This window comes from Polymorphobacter sp. (genome assembly GCF_051860865.1).
Classification (GTDB): domain Bacteria; phylum Pseudomonadota; class Alphaproteobacteria; order Sphingomonadales; family Sphingomonadaceae; genus Sandarakinorhabdus.
This window is the reverse complement of the sequence record NZ_JBIMKZ010000143.1, coordinates 1-1,704: the sequence shown is the minus strand read 5'-3', so window position 1 is coordinate 1,704 and position 1,704 is coordinate 1. Positions and strand designations below refer to the sequence as shown.

1 pseudogene is annotated in these 1,704 nt (G+C 67.9%); it reads right to left on the bottom strand.

What is annotated here, in order from left to right:
- Nucleotides 1-1,704 (bottom strand): annotated as a pseudogene (locus ACTIFJ_RS15320) (excinuclease ABC subunit UvrA); the annotation flags it as partial.

The window sequence follows — 1,704 nt, the reverse complement described above, 5'->3', positions numbered from 1 at the left end:
GCCGGTGATCTTGTCATAGGGGGCGGTGACGAGGCGGGCGCCGTTCAGCTCGCGGGCGGCGGCGGCATAGAGGGTGTCGATGGTGAAGCTCGACTTGCCGCTGCCGCTGACGCCGGTGATGCAGGTGAAGGTGCCGAGGGGCAGGCTGGCGGTGACCGACTGGAGGTTGTTGCCGCGGGCGCCGGTGACGGTGAGCTTCTTGCCGCTGCCCTTGCGGCGCTTTTGCGGCACGTCGATCTTGCGGCGGCCGGAGAGATAATCGGCGGTGATGCTGCCCTCGGTGGCGAGGATGTCGGCGAGGACGCCCTGGGCGACGACCTGGCCGCCATGGGTGCCGGCGCCGGGCCCCATGTCGAGGATATAATCGGCGGTGCGGATGGCGTCTTCGTCATGCTCGACGACGATGACGGTGTTGCCGAGATCGCGCAGGCGACGGAGGGTTTCAAGCAGCCGGTCGTTATCGCGCTGGTGGAGGCCGATCGACGGCTCGTCGAGGACATAGAGGACGCCGGACAGGCCCGAGCCGATCTGGCTGGCGAGGCGGATGCGCTGGCTCTCGCCGCCGGAAAGCGTGCCGGACTTGCGATCGAGATGCAGGTAATCGAGGCCGACATTGTTGAGGAAGCCGAGGCGCTCGACGATCTCCTTGAGGATGCTGGTGCCGATTGCCTGCTGCTTGGGGGTGAGCTTTTCGGCGAGGGTCTCGGCCCAGGCCAGCGCCTCGCCGACGGGGCGGCGGACGGCCTGGGCGATGGTCTCGCCGGCGATCTTGACGCTGAGCGCCTCGGGCTTGAGGCGGTCACCGTGGCAGACCTCGCAGGGGGCGGCGGACTGGTAGCGGCTGAGCTCCTCGCGCATCCAGGCGCTGTCGGTGGCCTTGAGGCGCTTTTCGAGATTGGCGATGACGCCTTCGAACGGCTTGTTGACCTCATAGGCCTTGCGGCCATCCTCGAAGCGCAGCGCGATGGCGCGGCCGGCGGTGCCGTGGAGGACGGCGCGCTGGGCCTCGGGGGCGAGATCCTGCCACTTCGACTTGAGGGTGAAGCCATAGGCGCGGCCGATGGAGGCGAGCACCTGCTGGTAATAGGGGCTGGGCGGCTGCGACTTGGCCCAGGGCATGACGGCGCCCTTTTCGAGGGTCAGCGCGTGGTTGGGGACGATCAGGTCCGGATCGAACAGGGCCTTTTCGCCGAGGCCGTCGCAGGCCGGGCAGGCGCCCTGGGGGGCATTGAAGCTGAACAGCCGGGGCTCGATCTCGGCGATGGTGAAGCCGGAGACCGGGCAGGCGAATTTTTCCGAGAACAGGGTGCGGGTGGCGTCGTCGTCGGCGGTTTCGGTGATGGCGAGGCCGCTGGTCAGCTTGAGCGCGGTCTCGAAGCTTTCGGCCAGGCGACTTTCGAGGCCGGGCTTGAGGACCAGGCGATCGACGACGACGTCGATGCTGTGCTTGAGCTTCTTGTCGAGAGCGGGGGCGTCCTCGATGTCGTGGAACTGGCCGTCGATCTTGACGCGGGTGAAGCCGTCCTTCTGGAGCTGGGCCAGCTCCTTGCGATACTCGCCCTTGCGGTCCTGGACGATGGGGGCGAGCAGATAGAGGCGGCTGCCCTCGGGCATTTCCATGACGCGGTCGACCATCTGGCTGACGGTCTGGGCGGTGATGGGGAGGCCGGTGGCGGGGCTGTAGGGGATGCCGATGCGCGCCCA